Genomic DNA, 17356 nt, shown 5'->3' with positions numbered 1-17356 from the left:
TGCACGCGTCTCGGCGGAGAGTTACGGACGGCAACCGTGGACGAGAGCGTTAGCCGGTTCTGCGATGGGGGCGCCTTCGTGCAGCACTGAACGACGGCCCTTTTTCCCATGCGCCACAAGTGCTCAAAACGATATGACAAAGGGCCCCTGACATGCCAACTTAGCCCTACCTAACAACGTTCGCCGGGTGCTCCCCGGTCACGGACAGCGAATTCTCAGGTCACAACTGAATAACGTTGCTGCGCCGCTATTTTCGGCTGCAATCACCGCGGGGGCGGCCAGTGCGAACTGGATCACATCTGGGGCGCCACTGCGATGTAACTTTGCTGAGCTACCCAGCAAGGTGCCTCTGCGCTGCATCGATGAGTGTAGATATCTTTGCGCAAAGCCTTTCCGGATTCTTAGGAAACTCGATCCGCCGGCCGGACGGCCCTGTCCGCCGCCGGCAAACTCACCCGCCGGCGGGCCACATCTGCACGCCGACCCCCTCGGCACTGAAAGGCCCTGGGCGCCAACATCTTCGGCAATCCCAGAATGGACGTCAGTTCCGGGCCGACGTTCTCATATACCCCGCAGGGGTATGAGTGCGCGCCCCGGCGGTCAAGCTGCAAGTGTGCCGTATCCGCTGAACACGCCACTGGGTCGCTTCGGGATCGAGACGGCCGAGGAGCACAGCGACCGCTGCGTCGCGTCCATCCCGGCCGCCGGTCTGGTCAACCCGCTGACCGGTGCCGCCACCACCGCTCCGGTGGCGATGCTGGTCGACCACGCCGGCGGGCTGATCAACCACGCGCGCCGCAGTCCCCGGGAGTGGACGGTGTCCAGCGAACTGTCCCTCGAACTGGTGCCCGAGGCCGCCGACATCATCGCGGCGGCGCCCGGGCGCGACGTGGTCGCGGTGGCCACGCCGCTGGGCCGCAAGGGGCTGGTCGCGCTGAGCGTGTGCGAACTGAGCGTGGGCGCCGAGGTGATCGCCACCGCGACGGTCCGGTCGTTCTACATCACCGTGCCGGACACCTTGGCCCCGTGGCCGGACGGGCCGGGCGGAACGCTGCCGGGTCCCAGCCTGGATCAGCTGATGGCGGTCAGTGTCGGCGAATCCGGTGGCACGACAGCGGTTTTGGTCCAGGGTGATGACCCGGTGCTGAACAACAGTGTCGGAGCGGTGCACGGCGGTGTGGCGTCGATGGGACTGGAGTTGGTCGGCAACGCCGCGGTGAACCATGGCACGCTGCACGAGTACCGCACCGCGTCACTGCGGGTGAACTTCCTGCGGCCCTTCCACGGCGGCGAACAGTCGCACTACCGGGCCGAGGCCAGCCACACCGGGCGCAGCAGCGCCGTGGCCGACGCCCGTGCGGTGGGGCGCGACGGCCGGACCGCCATCGCGGCCCGCCTGACCGCCTACCGGTGAGCGCCGCCGGGGAACCCGTCGCCCACCCGGTGCGAGGCGACGTGCTCCCCGGCGGCAGTCGCGGCGTTACGAGTTCTTCTTGGCCTTCGACGCCGCGGACTTCTCCGTCTCGGCGCCTTCGTTGACCAACTGCCCCCCGGAGTTCTCCAGGTGCGCCCGGACGAACCACTGGAACTTCTCCAGCTCGGCGGCATGGCCGATCAGCATGTCCTCGGACACCGGGTCGAGTTCCCCGAGTCGCTCGATGCTCTTGCGGGTGTCCTCGATGACGCCCACGTAGACCAGATCGAGTGCGGCCAGGTGCGCCTGCACGGTGTCGCGGTTGACCGAGTAGTCATCCCAGGTGCGGTCGTTGATGATCGCGCCGGGGGTACCCAGCGGCGACTGCCCCAGCGCGGCGATACGCTCGGCAGCCTCGTCGGCGTAGCCGCGCACCAGCTCGACCTGCGGGTCGATCATCTCGTGGACGCCGATGAAGTTGGGCCCCACCACATTCCAGTGGACGTGTTTGAGGGTCAGGTGAAGGTCGTTATACCTGCTGAGCGCTTTCTGCAGCAGCTCGGCGACTTCGGCCCCCTGCTTGTCGGTCAGGCCGGGAACGGTGAACGCAGTCATTACTTGCTCCTTCGCACGATCGACTGTCCCGCCCCGTGTACCCGGTGTGTGGGTAGGTAACCACAAGTGACGCGAAGGTCACAGATCGGCCAGGCGCGGAATCGACAGGCGCGGGCCGAAGCGCGGTTTGAACGCCAGACCGCTGACTTCGAGCAGCCGCACGGCGCGGTGCCGGTGCGGTCGCATGGGTTCGAGCAGGTCGATCATCTGCGGGTCGTCGATCGGGCGGCCCAGCAGAGTCCAGCCGACCACCTTGGCCAGGTGGTAGTCGCCGACGGAGAGCGCGTCGGCGTCTCCGAATGCCCGTTGAGCGGTCTCGGCGGCGGTCCAGATGCCGACCCCGGGCAGCGACATCATCGCGGTGCGGGCCGCCTCGGCGGGCCGGCCGACCAGCCGCTCCAGGGCGTCGGCGCGTTGCGCACAGCGGACGACGGTGCGCGCCCGGCCGGGGTCGACGTTGGCGAGGTGGAATTCCCACGACGGGACGCGCCGCCAGACGTCCGCGGACGGCGGCACCCGCATGTGTTCGGGCGCGGGGCCGGGGGCGGGCGAGCCGTAGCGGGTCACCAACCGGCGCCACGACCCGAATGCGTCCTTGCCGACGACCCGCTGTTCCAGGACGGCCGGGATGAGCGCCTCCAGCACCCGGCCGGTGCGGCCCAGCCGCAGGTGCGGCGCCTTGCGCAGGGCGGCGGCGACCGTGGGTTCCTGCGGATCGAATCCCGAGGTGTCGTCGTCGGCGCCCAGCAGGGCGGACAGCGTGTCGGCGAACTCCGCACCGCCGGGACCCCACGCTTCGCAGTCGACGACGCCGGGCGCGCCGCGACTGAGCCGCGCGGTGACCGCGCCGCTGCGCATCAGGCTGGTCCGCCAGATCGCTCCGTCGGGCGCGTCGTGGTAGCACGGGTCGCCCCGGCCGCGGCGCAGCGGAGACAGTGTCCAGCCGAGATTGACGGGGCCGGCGAACGCGACGCTGGCCGAAATCCGCATCACGTCAGCCTAGGGGTCGACGGTGACATCGGCCTTGTCCGCGTAGAAGGCGACGTGACCGGCGATCTGCGCGACGGCGGGGTACGGCTCGCGGTAGGTCCACACCGCGTCCGGCACGGTCTGGCCGCCGGCGACGATGTCGTAGTAGCCGGCGTCGCCCTTGTACGGACAGTAGGTCGCGGTGCCGCTGGGACGCAGCCGGTCGGCCGCCACATCGGCCAACGGTATGTACTGCACCGCAGGGTAGGACGCCTCCTGCAACGTGAAGGCGGCATCGGTTTCGGCGATGACCTCACCGTTGACCCGGACCACGACGTGGCGGCCGGTAGGTACGACGGTGATGGGATGGGCCGGCGAGGGTTCGCGGACGGGTCGGTCGGTCATGTCACCATTGAACGCTCAGTGCGGGCGGCCGGCGATCCTGTCCGCCACCACCGCGATGGGCGAGGTGCGCCTGGTGCCGCGAGCCTCGTGCCAGTCGGCGGCCCGGTAGGTCAGGTACATGCCGCGCACGCCCAGCCAGCGCAGCGGCTCCGGTTCCCAGTTCTTCGCGCGGTGACCGACCCAGGGCAGCGCGGTCAGTTCCGACTCGCGGCCGCACACCAGGTCGGTCAGCGTGCGCGCGGCGAGGTTGGTCGCGGTGACGCCGTGCCCGACGTAGCCGCCGGCCCAGCCCAGCCCGGTCGAGCTGTCGAAGTCGACGGCCGCCTCCCAGTCGCGGGGGACGGCCAGCACACCGCACCAGCCGTGCGCGATCGGCACGTGGGACACCTGTGGCAGCACGGCCCTCAGGGTCGCGGCGAGGCGCGCGATGGTGCGTTCGGGCACCCGCCCGTCCCGGTCGGTGCGGGATCCGAACCGGTAGGGCACGCTGCGCCCGCCGATCGCGATGCGGTCGTCGACGGTGCGCTGGGCGTAGAAGAACCCGTGCGCGAGGTCGCCGAGGGTCTCCCGGCCGTGCCACCCGATGGTGTCCCAGAGCTCTGCGGGAATCGGGTCCGTCGCGATCATCGAACTGTTCATGGGCAGCCACCGCCGCTTCAGACCCGGCAAGCCGGCGGTGAAGCCCTCGGTGGCCCGCAGCACCACCCCGGCGTTCACCGCGCCCCACGGCGTGGCGGCGCGGCCCGGTCGGATCTCGGTGACCGGGGACCGCTCGTGGATGACCACGCCGAGCCGTTCGGCGGCGTCGGCCAGGCCGCGCACCAGGTGCGCCGGCTGGATCCGGGCGCAGTGCGGGTTGTGGTAGGCGGCGACCACGCCGTCGAGCCGGATCCGTCGGGCTGCTTCGGGTGCGGTCAGCGCTTCGACACCGTCGACCTGCCAGCGACGTTCGGCGTCCAGCGCCGCGGCCAGTCGGGTGGCCTGCGCGGCGTTGCGGGCCACCTCCAAGGTGCCGCCCTTGACGATGCCGGCGTCGATGCCTTCCCGGTCGGCGACGCCGATCACCTCGTCGACGGCGTCGTTGAGCGCGCGCTGCCACGCGATCACCCCGTCGCGGCCATACCGGTGCGCCATGCGCTCACGGTCGCCGGGAACCAGACCCGACAGCCATCCGCCGTTGCGCCCTGACGCCCCGTACCCGGCGAAGCGCGCCTCCAGCACGACCACGCGCAGCGACGGGTCCGCGCGCTTGAGGTAGTACGCGGTCCACAGGCCGGTGTAGCCGGCGCCGACGATGCAGACATCGGCGTCCCGGGTCCCCGGCAGCGGCGCGCGGCTGATCGGCAGTCCGTCGAACCAGTGGGACACGTGGCCGTTCACCGGCAAGCGAGTGAGCACCGACAGATTGTCGCAGCAGTGCGCTGCGCGCTCAGAACGCGTAGCGGTGAAACTGCGCCATCGTCCGCACGCCGGGAATCCGGTTCATCGCCGCGCCCAGCACCCGGTAGAAGGCCGGGACACGTGCGAACGCGTCCGATTCGAACACCGGAACCCATTGCAACAGACGCGTCCCGGTACGGACTCGAGGATGTCGGCCGGCCCGTTGATCGCCCAGTACAGCGTGGAGCCGGAGCGGCGGACCACCGCATTGGACCACTGGAGCTTGATCCCCAGCCAGTTGAACGCGTCGAATTGCAGTTCGCCGGACGGGAACCGGTCGACCACCCGCCTCAGCAACGCGATGCCGTCGGTGTCGCGAAGGTACATGGTCAGCCCCTCGCCGAGCACCAGCGTCGGCCTGTCATCGGCGATGCCGGCAAGCCACGCCGGGTCGGTGACCGACGCTGCCACGACGTGGTACCGGGAGGTGGTCGGGTAGAAGCGCTTCCGCGGCGCCGCCACCTGCGGGTAGTCGATGTCGTACCAATCGACGCCGTCGCCCGGCGCGATACGAAAGTAGCGGCTGTCCAGACCGCACCCGAGGTGAAGCACCACCGCGTCAGGGCGCTCGGAGAGGAATTGCCTTGCCCAACAGTCGAAGTGCGCCGAACGCAGGGTGACCGACGGGGCGTTGCGGGTGGTGATCGTCGTCGTCTTCCAGTCGTAGTCGATCTGGCCGACGATGCTGCGGCCCAGGTGTCGTTGAGCACCGAGCCGGGACTGTCAGCATCGAGCGCCTTGGCGTACAGCGTCGCCAGCATCGTCTGGGGCGCACCGCGCAGGTCGACGCGCAGCTTGTCGGTCACCCGGTGACTCGGGCCTGCTTGGCTCGCCGCAGGCCGACCCAGAACTTCGCCGCCTCCCGGATCGACTCTTCTACCGGTCCGGGCCGCCAACCGAGTTCGTCTCGCGCCTTGCTGCAGTCGACCGGCGCCTCGGCGCGCATCAGGCGCAGCGAGCCCAGCGAGAGCCGTTCGTCGGTGCCCTGCAGCCGGGCCTTCACGCTGCCCAGCGCCGCCATCGCGTACGACAGCGGCAGCGGAATCGACCTCGTCGGCGCCGGCACCCCGGCCGCCTCGGCGGCGATCCGCACCACCTCGGCGTTGGAGATCATCTTCTCCGAGATCAGGTAGCGCTCCCCGACACGGCCCTTCTCGGCGGCCAGCACCAGCGCTGCGGCCGCGTCGTCGACGCCCACGGCTTCCAGCTCGATGCCACTCATCACGAAGGGCAGCTTCCCGTAGGCCGCACCGGCGATGATCGCCCCGTGCGGGGTGCGGCCCCAGTCGCCGGCGCCGTAGGTGGTGGATACGCACATCGCCACCGCCGGCAGTCCCTGTTCCCGCGCGTACGCCATGACCAGGTTCTCGGCCTGCACCCGCGAGCGGACGTACGGGGTCAGGCGGGTGAGTTCACGGTCGCCGAGCACGTCGGCCTCGGTGGCCACCGTCCCGCGGCGGCGCCCGACGGTCACGTAGCTGCTGGTGAACACGAACTTCTTCAGCCCCGCCGCGACGGCCGGTTCGACGGCGATGTCGAGCACGTTGCGGGTGCCGTCGACGTTGGTGCGGAACAACGGCGCCGGGTCCCGCAGCCAGCCGCGGGTGTCCACGACGCAGTAGTACACCACCTCACACCCGGTCATCGCGCTGCGCACCACCTCGTCGTCCCAGATGTCCCCGACGAAGCGGGTCACGTCCAGATCGTCGATGCCGACGGTGTTGGCGCCGTCGCGCACCATCACCCGCACCCGGTGACCGTCGGCGACGAGCCGGCGGGTGACGTGGCTGCCGAGGTAGCCGTTGGCGCCGATGACGAGCACCGGGGCCGGCGGTGCGACAGCAGACGGTCCGGTCATCGGGCGCCGCCGTACTTGGCCATCCACTCCGCCGCGACGTCGGGCAACGTGCCGAGTTCCTCTGCCTTCCGGCACCATTTCACCGTCGCCGCCACGAACCGCAGCGGGTTGTACACGTCTTCCTGCCGTTGCCACCTGCCGTCGCCGGCGTAGGTCAGGATCGAGATGTTGGTGGCGCTGATGACGGTGCCGTCACCGGGATCGCGCATCGGGTTGTCGAGCTCGCAGATGATCCTGCCCGTGCCTTCGTCGATGACGCTCCACCGCGACGGGAACGACGTCATGTAGCTGCCGGGAAACGACTCCATGGTGCGCCATATCCACGGCCGCACCTCCTCGCGGCCGCGCATCGTCCCGGCCGCGTGCTCGATGTAGAGGACGTCGTCGGTGTACTGGTCAACCCACGGATCCCAGTCCCTGGTCCGCGCCGCCCGGTCGACCGTCTTCTCGAATTCGGTGAACGCCGCGACGAGTTCGTCCCGGGTGAAAGTGTTGGCCGCCACACCCCGAAATAGAACACGTTCTAGCGGCCGTTGTCGAGGGCCTGTCGAGGGCTTGTCCAGGGCCGCGTCAGGTCACGCTGAGCACGCGCCGCGCGCCGAGCGGTTGCTCCAGGGGCACGTCGAGCGCGCCGAACAGCGCGATCGCGATGCAGGCCCGGTCGACGGCCTGAGGCAGGGTGCCGGTGCGCAGGTCGACGAGCACCTCGTCGGTGTTCTCCTGCACCGTCGCGGTGACGCCGTAGCACTGCGGGGTGCCGCTGGTGAAGTGCAGCCGCACCGCCCGTTCGTCGGGGAGCCGGCTCCAGGACTGCGGCCGCGTGGGGTAGGCGTGCACGATCGCCGGGTCGTCGGCGAACATCGCCGCAGGGGTGCCGGGCGGTGTCTCGGGGACCGCGACCGGCGCAGCCGGCTCAGCGGAGGCCGGCCCGGCAAGCGTCAGCAGAATCGCCCACAGGACCGTCACCGCCGCGAGGACACGCATCCTGCAGAGGATAGCCACCGGCGGCTGCGGCCGGACTAAACGCGGTGCGCGCCCCGTTTTACCCGCGCGCAGTACCGTGGATTATCCGAAGCGACCGAAGAGGAGCAGGCGTGAGCGACTACAAGCGAGCCGTACTGGCGGGCGGGTGCTTCTGGGGCATGCAGGACCTGATCCGCAAGCAGCCCGGCGTCGTGTCCACGAGAGTGGGCTACACGGGCGGGCAGAACGACCATCCGACCTACCGCAATCATCCCGGGCACGCCGAGGCGATCGAGATCGTCTACGACCCCACCCAGACCGACTACCGCGCGCTGCTGGAGTTCTTCTTCCAGATCCACGACCCGACCACGAAGAACCGGCAGGGCAACGACGTCGGCACGAGCTACCGGTCGGAGATCTTCTACGTCGACGAGGAGCAGCGCCAGATCGCGCTGGACACCATCGCCGACGTCGACGCGTCAGGTCTGTGGCCCGGCAAGGTCGTCACCGAAGTCAGTCCGGCGCCGGACTTCTGGGAGGCCGAGCCCGAGCACCAGGACTATCTGGAGCGCTACCCGAACGGCTACACCTGCCACTTCCCGCGGCCCGGCTGGAAGCTGCCCCGGCGCGCTCAGGTTTAATTCACGGCACGCCGTGGCGGTTTAATTCACGGCACGCCGTGGCGGTTTAATTCACGGCACGCCGTGGCGGTCTGATTTCACGCCGGGCCCGTCCGACGGCGGCGCATGACCACTCGCCCGCCGTCGGCGGGCGTGTACGCCACTCCCCGCGAGTGCATCTTCTCCCCCGGCGCGGCGGTCGTCTCGATCTCGAAGTGCTGCAACACCGTTCGCAGCACCACATCCATCTCGACGTTGGCGAACACCGCCCCCACGCAGCGCCGGGTGCCGCCGCCGAAGGGCAGGTGCGCGAAAGTGGGAGGGCGCTGGCCCAGGAACCGCCGCGGGTCGAAGCGCTCGGGATCCGGGAAGTCGTCCGAGCGGTGATGTACCTGACCGATGGCGACGACGATCGAATAGCCGCGCGGGATCACCCACTCGCCGAGCTCGAAGGTCGGCGAGTAGACGTGGCGGCCGGCGAAGTCGATCACGGTGCGCGCACGCTGGATCTCCAGAATGGTCGCCTGCCGGTACTCGTTGCCGCCGCTGTCCACCTCGGCCATGAGTTCGGCCAGCACCTCGGGGTGACGGCTGATGCGCTCGAACGCCCAGCCCAGGGTCGCCGCGGTGGTCTCGTGCCCGGCGGCCAGCAGGGTCAGCAGCTCGTCACCGATGTCCTGCCGCGACATCGTCGAGCCGTCCTCGTAGGTGCTGCGCAGCAACAGCGCCAGGATGTCATCGCGGGTGCCGAAATTCGGGTCGGCCTGCACGGCGTCGATCAGCCGGCCGATGACCTCGTCGTAGCGGCGCCGGTAGGCGGCCAGCCGGCCCCACGGGCTGAAACGTCCGTACGTGCGTTGCGGGGTCGGCAGGACCGCCAGGCGCGAACCGAGCGTGACCCATGGCGGGATGATCCGGCGCAACTCGTCGAGGTGCGCGCCGTCGGCGCCGAACACCGCCCGCAGGATCGCGTTCAGGGTGATCCGCATCATCGGCTCGAGCGTCTCGAACGGTTGGCCCTCCGGCCAGTCGGCGGCCTCCCGCAGCGTCTCCTCTTCGAAGATCCGCTCGTAGTTCTTGATGCTCTTGCCGTGGAACGGCGGGGTGAGCAACTTGCGCCGCCTGCGGTGGTCGGCGCCGTCGAGGGCGAACACCGAACCCGAACCCAGCACGCGGGACAGATTGGGTTGGATGTTGCCGACGTCGTCGGTGTTGGCCATGAACAGCTGCTTGGCCAACGCCGGATCGGTCACCATCACCGTCCGGCCGAACACCGGCAAGGTCATGGTGAATACGTCACCGTAGCGGCGCACGATCTGCGCCACCGTCCACTGCCGGGACAGCGAAAATCCAACCGCCTGAAGAACTTTCGGTATCCGCGGGGTGGGTGGCAGCCGCACCGGCCGGCCGGCCGCCGCGGTCGAGTGGTCTGCGGTGATGGTCGCTTCGCTCATCGGACTCCCCGGTGACGGCGCTGGTACTTCTGTGTACCACGGTGTAATACGGTACGGTACCGGTTGGTACCACAGGCTGCAAGGGTGAAGACGAAAGTGACGATTCCGGTTCCGGTCAGCCGCGACGCGTCGGTGACCGACCGACTGCTCGATGGATTGACGTCGTCCATCGTCGAACGCGGATACCGCGACAGCACGGTCGCCGATGTCGTGCGGCATGCCCGCACCTCCAAGCGCACGTTCTACGAACAGTTCGCGAGCAAGGAAGAGTGCCTCATCGAGTTGTTGCGCCGCAACAACGCCGACCTGATCGCCCACATCCGGGCGACCGTCCAACCGGATGTGGACTGGCAGCAGCAGATTCGGCAAGCCGTGGACGCCTACGTCGAACACATCAGTGCGCGCCCGGCGATCACACTGTGCTGGATCCGGGAAGCCCCCGCGCTCGGCGCGGCCGCGCGTCCCCTGCATCGTCAGGTGATGCGTGACCTGACCGGGCTGCTGGTGTCGCTGACGAGCAACCCTGGGTTCCAGCGGGCCGGGATCGTGCCGATCGCCTCGCCGATGGCGGTCCTGCTGCTCGGCGGACTGCGGGAGCTCACCGCCCTTTTCGTCGAGGACGGACGCGACGTGCACGGCATCGCCGACACCGCGGTCGCCGCGGCCACCGCACTGGTCGGCACGCGCTGACTGTCAGGCCAGCATCAATCGCGCCGACTTCTCCAGCTTCGCCACGATCTCGGAGTACGACGCGTACCCCATGCCGGCGCGCACCAGTGCGCCCGAATAGAGCATCTCCAGCGCATCGATGACGTCGGGATCGGTGCCGGCTCCCAGCGCCGCCGACAAGCGGTCCCGGATGTCGCGGCCGATGCGCAACCGCAGCACCTCGACGTCCGGATCCTTGCCGAGCAGCGCGGTGGTCACCGCCCCGGCGAAGTCCGGGTCGTCGGCGACGAGCGACGAGATGTGCCCGAGTACCGCGGTAACCCGGGCGGCGGGGTCATCCGACCCGTGCTCGACCTCTGGCGAAGCGGCCAGCCGGCGCCAGAACACCTCGGCGACAAGATGTTCCTTGGACGAGAAGTAGGTGTAGGCCGTGGCGGACCCGACACCGGCCTCGGCGGCCACCCGGCGCACGGTCAGGGCCGCATATCCGTGCCGTGTGAGCAGTTCGACCGCGGCACGCCCCAAGCGGTCCACCGTGTCGGCCTGCCGGGCCGTCAGGCGACGCCGAGTCGACTCCAGAGCCGGATCGGACACATGTCCGGACGCTACTACAACCAGGGGTCAACCACTAGGGGCCGGTGGCGGTAAGTTGGGCACGATGAGTGACACGACGGCGAGCCGTCCAGCCGGCACCGACTCCGCGCTTCCGCCTGCCGCGGCAGCCCTTTTCGAGCTCGCGGAACAGGTCACCGGGTTCATGCCCGCCGACGAGGGGCGCGCCCTCTATGACACCGCCCTGCAGTACCTCGCCGACAGCGTCGGGGTCGAAATCGGCACGTACTGCGGCAAGTCCACGGTCATGCTGGGCGCCGCGGCACAGCAGACCGGAGGCCTGATCTACACCGTCGACCACCATCACGGATCCGAGGAACATCAGGCCGGGTGGGAGTACCACGACGCGACCCTGGTCGATCCGGTCACCGGACTGTTCGACACGCTGCCGACACTGCGCCACACGCTCGACGCCGCGGGGCTCGACGAGCACGTCGTGGCCGTCGTCGGACGCTCCCCGGTGGTGGCCCGCGGCTGGGGAACACCGCTGCGGTTGCTGTTCATCGACGGTGGGCACACCGAGGAGGCCGCCAACCGCGACTTCGACGGGTGGGCCCGCTGGGTGGCCGTGGGCGGCGCACTGGTCATCCATGACGTGTTTCCCGATCCGGCCGACGGCGGTCAGGCCCCGTTCCTCATCTACCGGCGCGCCCTCGACAGCGGCGACTTCCGGGAGGTTCGGGCCACCGGGTCGATGCGGGTACTCGAGCGGATCTGCGGGCAACCCGGAACCCTGGGCGCCGACTAGCGTCCGCTGGTCGCGCACGCACAATCGTATTGACCCTCAAGACCTTTCGGCAGATCGGCGCCTCGGAAGATGCCGGCGGCCGGCGTGGTGGACGACAACGCGTCGGCGGCCAGGATCACCGCCGCCCCCGTCCAGGTGGTGCGCTCGACCGGCCAGCGCTTGCCGTCCTCGTACACCAGACCGGTCCAGTAGGACCCGTCCTCCTCGCGCAGATGATGCATCGCGGCGAACTGCTCGTAGGCGCGCGCCCTGTCCCCCATCGCCTCCAAAGCCAGGACCAACTCACAGGTTTCGGCGCCGGTCACCCATGGCCGGTCGTCGACGCAACGAATGCCCAGACCGGGCACCACGAAGTCGTCCCACCGCCCGTTGATGCGCGCGTGCGCCCTCGGGCCGCGCAGTGCGCCGCCGAGCACCGGGTAGTACCACTCCATCGACCAGCGGTCCTTGGTGACGAACCGGTCCGGGTGCTCGGCGATCGCATGACCGAGACGGCCGACCGCGACCTCCCACTCGGGCTGCGAGTCGTCGACGTAGTCGGCAAGGGCCAACGCGCAGCGGATGCTGTGGTAGATGCTCGCGCACCCGGTCAGCAGCGCCTCGTCAGCGTCACCGGAAGGTCCTCGCGCCCAAGCGATCTCACCGGTGCCGAACTGCAATTCGAGGACGAAGTCGATGGCCCTGGCCACCACCGGCCACATGGTCTCGGCGAACGCGCGGTCGCCGGTGACCAGCACGTGGTGCCACACGCCGGTGGCGATGTACGCGCAGAAGTTGCTGTCGCTGTTGGCGTCCTCGACCACCCCGTTGCGGAGCTGGATCGGCCAGCTGCCATCCGGACGCTGGGCGGTGCGGGACCATTCGAACGCCGCGCGGGCGGGTTCCAGCAGGCCCGCCACGGTGAGCGCCATGGCGTTCTCGATGTGGTCCCACGGATCGGTGTGCCCGCCGACCGACCACGGGATCGCACCACTGGACTCCTGCGTCGCAGCGATCGACTCAGCGGTCTGCCGACATTGGGCCGGCGTGAAGACGCCCGGCACACCGGGGACGTCATGCATCGGCAGCAGGGGGCTTTCTGAAGTAGAGAGCGACACTCTTGCCGATCAGCGGGTTGAGCGCCGCCTCGGCCGCCCGGGTGAGCCACGGCCGGCCCATCATATCCCACACCAGCAGCTTGTGATACGCGGTCACCGCCGGGTGATCGTTCTTCTCGGTTCCCACAGCGCATTTGAGCCACCAGTACGGCGAATGCAGCGCATGGGCGTGATGGGTGAAAGTGAGCTCCAGGCCGTGAGCGAGCACCTTGTCGCGGAGCTCGTCGGCCCGGTAGATGCGGATGTGGCCGCCCTCGTTGGCGTGATACTCGTCCGACAACGCCCAGCAGATCCGCTCGGGCAGCCAACGCGGCACGGTGATCGCCAGTGCGCCTCCCGGTTTGAGCACACGCACCAGCTCGGCGATGGCACGGTCATCCTCGGGGACGTGCTCGAGGATCTCCGAGGCGATGACGCAGTCGAATGTGCCGTCCGGGTAGGGTAGGTCGAGGGCGTCGCCCTTGACGGCCTCCCCCCTGGCGGTGGCCGGCGCCTCGCCCTCGTCCTTCATCGCCTGCAGGATCTGGTCGACGTCGTTGAGGTCCGAGGCGTTCTGGTCGAACCCGATCACGTCGGCTCCGCGCCGGAACGCCTCGAACGTGTGGCGGCCGGCGCCGCAGCCGACGTCGATCACCTTGGTTCCGGCGCCGACGCCGAGCCGGTCGAAGTCCACGGTCAGCATGTCGTGACCCTCTCACAGGCTCGGTCGTACACCGCGACAGTCTGTGCGGCAACGGATTCCCAGCTGAACACCTCGAGCGCACGCCGGCGGCCGTTGTCGCCGAGGCGCCGGAGTTCCAGAGGCGAGTCGAGCAGGTCGCCGAGCACGGAGGTGAGTTCGTCGACGTCGGCGGGTGTCACCAGCCGCGCGCACTCCCCATCGGTGCCCACCACCTCGGGCAGGGCCCCGGCGCGGCTGGCCACGATCGGGGTGCCACTGGCCATCGCCTCCACCGCCGGCAACGAGAACCCTTCGTACAGCGAAGGGATGCAGGCGACTTCGGCGGAGGCCAGCAGACCGGCCAGTTCGGAGTCGCTCAGCCCGCTGGAGATGTGCACGATGTCGGAGATGCCGAGCTCGGCGATCAGCTTCTCGGTGGGGCCGTTGGGCTCGAGCTTGGCGACCAGCTGCAGCTCCAGATCGCGCTCGATGCGCAGTTTGGCCACCGCGTGCAGCAGGTGGCTGACGCCCTTGAGCGGCACGTCGGCACTGGCGATCGCGATCACCCGGTTGCGAACCCGCTGCCGGCCGGGCTGGAACAACTGGGTGTCCACGCCGAGCGGGACCACATGCAGCTGATCCGGATCGACAGCGAAGTCCTCGGCGATGTCGGCGGCCGAGGTCGACGACACGGTCAACAGTTCCGGGATCCGGCGCGCGACCTGCTTCTGCATCTCCGCGAAGCCGTACCAACGGCGCACCAGCGGCTTGCGCCACCACGCGGCCGCCGCGACGTCGACCACCTTGTCGCGGGTGATCGGGTGGTGCACGGTGGCCACCACGGGCAGGCCGGAGGCCGCGATGTCGAGCAGACCGGTGCCCAGACACTGGTTGTCGTGCACAACGTCGAAGTCGTCGCGGCGCTCGGCCAGCAGGCGCGCGACGCGCATGCTGAACGTCTTGGGCTCCGGGAAGCCGGCAGTCCAGGTCGTCAGCAGCTCCTGCAGATCGATGCTGGTCTTGATCTCACTGGGCCGCGGGATGCGGAACGGGTCCGGTTCGCGGTAGAGGTCGAGGCTTGGCACCTTCGTCAGCCGGACGCGCGGGTCCAGCCCCTCGGGGTAGGGCTGACCGGAGAACACCTCGACGTCGTGGCCGAGTTCGACGAGACCGCGGCTCAGATGGCGGACATAGACACCCTGGCCGCCACAGTGGGTCTTGCTCCGATACGACAGCAGTGCGATACGCATGGTCAGCTCACAGATCCCGGAGAGCGGCCCCGACGTGGGCGAATCGTCTGGCGCAAGAAACCCGAACCCTCCTGGACATGTGTCCAGACTATAGTTTGACGTGCTAGCTGACGCAATCCGTCCGCTAGCTCTGACTACCACAGTCACGCTCGGCCGTCCTGTCCGGCCTCCCCGTGGCCCGGCCCTGTCAACGAGGCGGGAATCCCCCGGTCGCCACCGGGCCCCAGCGCTCGGGCGTGACCCGGATGAGGCACTTGCGCTGGTCGAGCATCGCCTGGCGGTACTCGTCCCAGTCCGGATGCTCTCCGGCGATGGCGCGGAAGTACTCGACCAACGGCTCCAGCGCCTCGGGCAGGTCGACGACCTCGGCGGGTCCGTCCACCTGCACATAGGGGCCGTTGAACTCGTCGGAGAGCACCACCACGCTCGCGTGCGCACGCCTTGTGATGTTGGCCGCCTTGGCGCGCTGCGGGTAGCTCGCGATCACGATCCGCCCCTCGGAGTCCACCCCGCCCGAGACCGGAGAGCTCTGCAGGGAGCCGTCGGCGCGGAAGGTGGTCAGGATCATCCGGTGCCGGGGTCCGATGAAATCGAGCAACTCGGGCAACGTGACCACATCGGCGGTGGCGAGCTTTCTCGTCATCTCCCCAGCGTATCGGCGCGTGTCGGACCCCGGATCTAGGCTGTCGAACATGAGTTCGAAGAAGGAATGGATCGCGGCGCTGGACGCCGTCGATCGCGCGCACCGGGCGGTCTCCGCCCTACCGTTCACCGCGTTACGGCCGGTCGATCAGCGGGCCCTGCTGGTCAGGCTGGACGCGCTGGAGAAGACGCTGGCCGTCAAACAGCGGCAACTGCTCGCGCAGATGGTCTCCGGGCCCCCGCCGGTCGAGTTCGCCGGAGCGCCGTGGGCCGAGGTGCTGGCCCGCCGGCTGCGCATCTCGGTCGGCGACGCGCAGCGTCGCATCGCCGAGGCGGGTCCGATCCCGACGTAAGCCGGCAACCGCACCAGCCGTCGCCCTAGAATCCTGAGCACTCGCACAGCGCACAACACGGCAGCGCGTGACTGACAAGGGGCCGGCATGGCTGAGACGGAGCGCCGGGCGCTCACCGAGTGGCGCCGTTACGGCCCGCTGCCGGTGGCGGCCGGCCTGGGCTACTCGATCGGCGTCATCCATGTCTATTCGCTCGGTGCGTTCATGCAGCCGCTGCAGGAGACGTTCGGGTGGAGCCGGGCCGAGGCCTCGGCGGGTCTGACGATCGTGGGGATGGCAGCCGCGGTCGCCGCCATGCCCATCGGTCTGGCCGTCGACCGTCTCGGTCCGCGCCGGGTCGGCCTGGTTGGCGTCGCGCTGATGGGCGGCGCGTTCGCACTGCTGGGCACCGCCACCGGGTCGATGACGAACTGGCTGCTGTTGTGGGCGCTGCTGGCGTTCGCCGCGTTCTGGGTCCAGACCACGGTGTGGACCTCGGCGGTCGCCAGCCGCTTCGAGGCCTCCCGCGGTCTGGCCTTCGCGGTCACGCTGTCCGGCGGATCGCTGGCCGCGGCGGTCTTCCCTCCGCTGGCGACCACCTTCATCGACGAATGGGGCTGGCGCGGAGCGTTTTTCGGCCTCGGTGCGGTGTGGGGCGGTCTCGTGCTGGTCGTCGTCTGGCTTTTCTTCCGTGGCGTGCAGGATGCCAAGGTGGCGCGGGGCGGCGGCGCGCGGGACGACAACCCCGCGCGGGTCCGGACCGCGGTACCCCCTGCCGCCGCGCCCTGCGGCCCGGCCGACCTGCCGGGCCTCACGCTGCGGGAGGGGCTGCGTTCTGCCACCTTCTACAAACTTCTGCTCGCCGCGGGGCTGTTCGCGTTCACCACGCTGGGCATCGTGGTCCACCTCGTTCCGATCCTGCGCGACGCCGGTGCCGAACCGCTTGCTGCAGCGGGCACGGCGGCGCTGGTCGGGGTGTTCTCGATCGCCGGGCGCCTGGGGGTCGGCGTGCTGCTGGACCGCTTCCCCGGACGCGTGGTCGGGGCCTGCGCCTACTTGGTGCCGATCCTGGGTTGCGCGGCGCTGCTGATCGACGGCAGCAGCCCGGTCAGCCAGACGGTGGCCGCGGCGCTGTTCGGCCTGACGCTCGGTGCCGAGGTCGACGTCATCGCCTATCTCGCGTCGCGCTACTTCGGGCTGAAGAACTTCGGCGGGCTGTTCGGCGGGCTGGTGGCCGGGCTGTCGCTGGGCACCGCGTTCGGGCCGTTGGCCGCGGGAGCCACATCGGATCATTTCGGCGGCTACACCAATTTCCTGCTCCTGACCATCGTGTTGATGGCAATCAGCAGCCTGGCGCTGGCCAGTCTGAAGTCCCCACCGTGCTGGCCGGTGCCCGAATCGCTTGGAGTTGCCGACGACGCGTCCATGCGGGAGAGCCCGGACTAGCCGGCAGCACGAACGTCGGATTCGGTGTCACGAAGGTCAAGTCCAGGGGCGTGGTGTACGACGCCTGTCGTGTGATTCTTCGAGTTAATGGTTCAGGCGGTCAGTGCCGCGGGGGTGGCCTCCTGTTCGGTCGGGGTGTCGTTGACGGCGCGTGATTTGCT

Annotated in this window: 19 protein-coding genes and 1 pseudogene; 6 read left to right on the top strand and 14 right to left on the bottom strand. The window is 69.4% G+C overall.

Features of this window, described 5'->3' with window-relative positions:
- The first annotated feature begins 613 nt into the window (after positions 1 to 613).
- The gene (locus tag ACTWP6_RS15995) at positions 614 to 1414 is read left to right on the top strand and encodes a PaaI family thioesterase (RefSeq protein WP_443188207.1); all 801 of its coding nucleotides are present in this window, start codon (positions 614 to 616) and stop codon (positions 1412 to 1414) included.
- Positions 1415 to 1480: 66 nt separating this feature from the next.
- On the opposite strand, the gene ACTWP6_RS15990 is transcribed toward ACTWP6_RS15995, so the two are convergent.
- The 8 genes and pseudogenes from ACTWP6_RS15990 to ACTWP6_RS15955 form a co-directional block, all read right to left on the bottom strand.
- Positions 1481 to 2029 (bottom strand): Dps family protein, encoded by a 549-nt coding sequence (locus ACTWP6_RS15990; RefSeq protein ID WP_260755863.1) that lies wholly within the window; start codon positions 2027 to 2029, stop codon positions 1481 to 1483.
- A 78-nt stretch (positions 2030 to 2107) separates the two neighbouring features.
- A complete protein-coding gene (locus ACTWP6_RS15985) occupies positions 2108 to 3019 on the bottom strand; it encodes a DNA-3-methyladenine glycosylase family protein (protein WP_443188206.1) in 912 nt (303 codons plus the stop codon).
- A 9-nt stretch (positions 3020 to 3028) separates the two neighbouring features.
- Positions 3029 to 3403, bottom strand: a complete 375-nt coding sequence (locus ACTWP6_RS15980; RefSeq protein WP_260755865.1) for a DUF427 domain-containing protein — start codon at positions 3401 to 3403, stop codon at positions 3029 to 3031.
- Between the two features lie 15 nt (positions 3404 to 3418).
- The gene (locus ACTWP6_RS15975; protein ID WP_260755866.1) at positions 3419 to 4801 is read right to left on the bottom strand and encodes an NAD(P)/FAD-dependent oxidoreductase; all 1383 of its coding nucleotides are present in this window, start codon (positions 4799 to 4801) and stop codon (positions 3419 to 3421) included.
- Positions 4802 to 4832: 31 nt separating this feature from the next.
- Positions 4833 to 5604 (bottom strand): annotated as a pseudogene (locus ACTWP6_RS15970) (class I SAM-dependent methyltransferase).
- Positions 5605 to 5645: 41 nt separating this feature from the next.
- Positions 5646 to 6701 carry an NAD-dependent epimerase/dehydratase family protein gene (locus tag ACTWP6_RS15965; RefSeq protein ID WP_260755867.1) on the bottom strand — a complete coding sequence of 352 codons (1056 nt, stop codon included), beginning with the start codon at positions 6699 to 6701 and terminating at the stop codon, positions 5646 to 5648.
- Complete coding sequence (locus ACTWP6_RS15960) at positions 6698 to 7204, bottom strand: nuclear transport factor 2 family protein (RefSeq protein WP_260755868.1); 507 nt, start codon at positions 7202 to 7204, stop codon at positions 6698 to 6700. Before ACTWP6_RS15960 ends, ACTWP6_RS15965 begins: the two co-directional genes overlap by 4 nt.
- Before the next feature lie 67 nt (positions 7205 to 7271).
- Entirely contained in the window at positions 7272 to 7685 is a 414-nt protein-coding gene (locus tag ACTWP6_RS15955) for a hypothetical protein (RefSeq protein ID WP_260755869.1), read from the bottom strand.
- Positions 7686 to 7795: 110 nt separating this feature from the next.
- On the opposite strand from ACTWP6_RS15955, the gene msrA reads away from it, so the two are divergent.
- Positions 7796 to 8305, top strand: coding sequence for a peptide-methionine (S)-S-oxide reductase MsrA (gene msrA, locus ACTWP6_RS15950; RefSeq protein ID WP_260755870.1), 510 nt, complete (start codon positions 7796 to 7798; stop codon positions 8303 to 8305).
- Between the two features lie 77 nt (positions 8306 to 8382).
- Here the strand turns inward: msrA and ACTWP6_RS15945 are convergent, their stop codons facing one another.
- Positions 8383 to 9738, bottom strand: a complete 1356-nt coding sequence (locus ACTWP6_RS15945; RefSeq protein ID WP_260755871.1) for a cytochrome P450 — start codon at positions 9736 to 9738, stop codon at positions 8383 to 8385.
- Positions 9739 to 9822: 84 nt separating this feature from the next.
- On the opposite strand from ACTWP6_RS15945, the gene ACTWP6_RS15940 reads away from it, so the two are divergent.
- Positions 9823 to 10428 (top strand): TetR/AcrR family transcriptional regulator, encoded by a 606-nt coding sequence (locus ACTWP6_RS15940; RefSeq protein ID WP_260755873.1) that lies wholly within the window; start codon positions 9823 to 9825, stop codon positions 10426 to 10428.
- A 3-nt stretch (positions 10429 to 10431) separates the two neighbouring features.
- Here the strand turns inward: ACTWP6_RS15940 and ACTWP6_RS15935 are convergent, their stop codons facing one another.
- Positions 10432 to 11001: a TetR/AcrR family transcriptional regulator gene (locus ACTWP6_RS15935; RefSeq protein ID WP_260755874.1), complete on the bottom strand. Its 570-nt coding sequence runs from the start codon at positions 10999 to 11001 to the stop codon at positions 10432 to 10434.
- Positions 11002 to 11065: 64 nt separating this feature from the next.
- On the opposite strand from ACTWP6_RS15935, the gene ACTWP6_RS15930 reads away from it, so the two are divergent.
- Positions 11066 to 11767, top strand: coding sequence for a class I SAM-dependent methyltransferase (locus ACTWP6_RS15930; RefSeq protein ID WP_260755875.1), 702 nt, complete (start codon positions 11066 to 11068; stop codon positions 11765 to 11767).
- Here ACTWP6_RS15930 and ACTWP6_RS15925 read toward each other — a convergent pair.
- The 4 genes from ACTWP6_RS15925 to ACTWP6_RS15910 all read right to left on the bottom strand — a co-directional run bounded on the left by ACTWP6_RS15925 (position 11764) and on the right by ACTWP6_RS15910 (position 15418).
- Complete coding sequence (locus ACTWP6_RS15925; RefSeq protein WP_260755876.1) at positions 11764 to 12828, bottom strand: prenyltransferase; 1065 nt, start codon at positions 12826 to 12828, stop codon at positions 11764 to 11766. The genes ACTWP6_RS15930 and ACTWP6_RS15925 overlap by 4 nt on opposite strands.
- On the bottom strand, positions 12821 to 13546 hold the full coding sequence (locus ACTWP6_RS15920; protein ID WP_260755877.1) for a class I SAM-dependent methyltransferase: 726 nt from the start codon (positions 13544 to 13546) through the stop codon (positions 12821 to 12823). The genes ACTWP6_RS15925 and ACTWP6_RS15920 overlap by 8 nt, the downstream gene beginning before the upstream one ends.
- Positions 13540 to 14775, bottom strand: coding sequence for a glycosyltransferase family 4 protein (locus tag ACTWP6_RS15915; protein WP_260755878.1), 1236 nt, complete (start codon positions 14773 to 14775; stop codon positions 13540 to 13542). The genes ACTWP6_RS15920 and ACTWP6_RS15915 overlap by 7 nt, the downstream gene beginning before the upstream one ends.
- Before the next feature lie 187 nt (positions 14776 to 14962).
- On the bottom strand, positions 14963 to 15418 hold the full coding sequence (locus ACTWP6_RS15910) for a PPOX class F420-dependent oxidoreductase (protein ID WP_443188205.1): 456 nt from the start codon (positions 15416 to 15418) through the stop codon (positions 14963 to 14965).
- Between the two features lie 49 nt (positions 15419 to 15467).
- Between ACTWP6_RS15910 and ACTWP6_RS15905 the strand changes: the two genes are divergently transcribed.
- Both ACTWP6_RS15905 and ACTWP6_RS15900 read left to right on the top strand, forming a co-directional pair.
- The gene (locus ACTWP6_RS15905; RefSeq protein ID WP_260755880.1) at positions 15468 to 15770 is read left to right on the top strand and encodes a DUF222 domain-containing protein; all 303 of its coding nucleotides are present in this window, start codon (positions 15468 to 15470) and stop codon (positions 15768 to 15770) included.
- Between the two features lie 87 nt (positions 15771 to 15857).
- The gene (locus tag ACTWP6_RS15900) at positions 15858 to 17195 is read left to right on the top strand and encodes an MFS transporter (protein ID WP_260755881.1); all 1338 of its coding nucleotides are present in this window, start codon (positions 15858 to 15860) and stop codon (positions 17193 to 17195) included.
- Positions 17196 to 17356 lie beyond the last annotated feature (161 nt).

Source organism: Mycobacterium sp. 4D054 (assembly GCF_052245755.1).
Lineage (GTDB): Bacteria > Actinomycetota > Actinomycetes > Mycobacteriales > Mycobacteriaceae > Mycobacterium.
The sequence above is the reverse complement of the archived record's forward strand: the minus strand, read 5'-3'. Positions and strand labels throughout refer to the sequence as shown.